Raw genomic sequence first — 257 nt, 5'->3', positions numbered from 1 at the left:
GGCCCATCTCGACCACGGCGGCAGGCACCAGCTGATCGTGGACGATCACATCGGCCTGTTGCAGCAGCCGCTGGGCCCGCAGGGTGAGAAGGTCTTCAGCCCCCGGCCCGGCGCCGATCAACCAGACGACACCTTCCCCCGATCCCTTGGCGGCATGGTCGGCCAGCAGGCGCTCGGCCCCGCGATCGTCGACGGCGGATCGGGTGACGAGGTCCTCGTAGAACCGCCGACGGGACGCTCCATCGTGAATCAAGTTC

Annotated in this window: 1 protein-coding gene; it reads right to left on the bottom strand. The window is 68.5% G+C overall.

Annotated features, from left to right (window positions below; all coding sequences use genetic code 11):
* On the bottom strand, nucleotides 1-257 hold a 257-nt coding region (locus FLQ44_RS24000; RefSeq protein ID WP_338117450.1), incomplete at both ends, for an SAM-dependent methyltransferase.

The organism is Vogesella mureinivorans, assembly GCF_007644035.1.
Taxonomy (GTDB): domain Bacteria; phylum Pseudomonadota; class Gammaproteobacteria; order Burkholderiales; family Chromobacteriaceae; genus Vogesella; species Vogesella mureinivorans.
The sequence above is the reverse complement of the archived record's forward strand: the minus strand, read 5'-3'. Positions and strand labels throughout refer to the sequence as shown.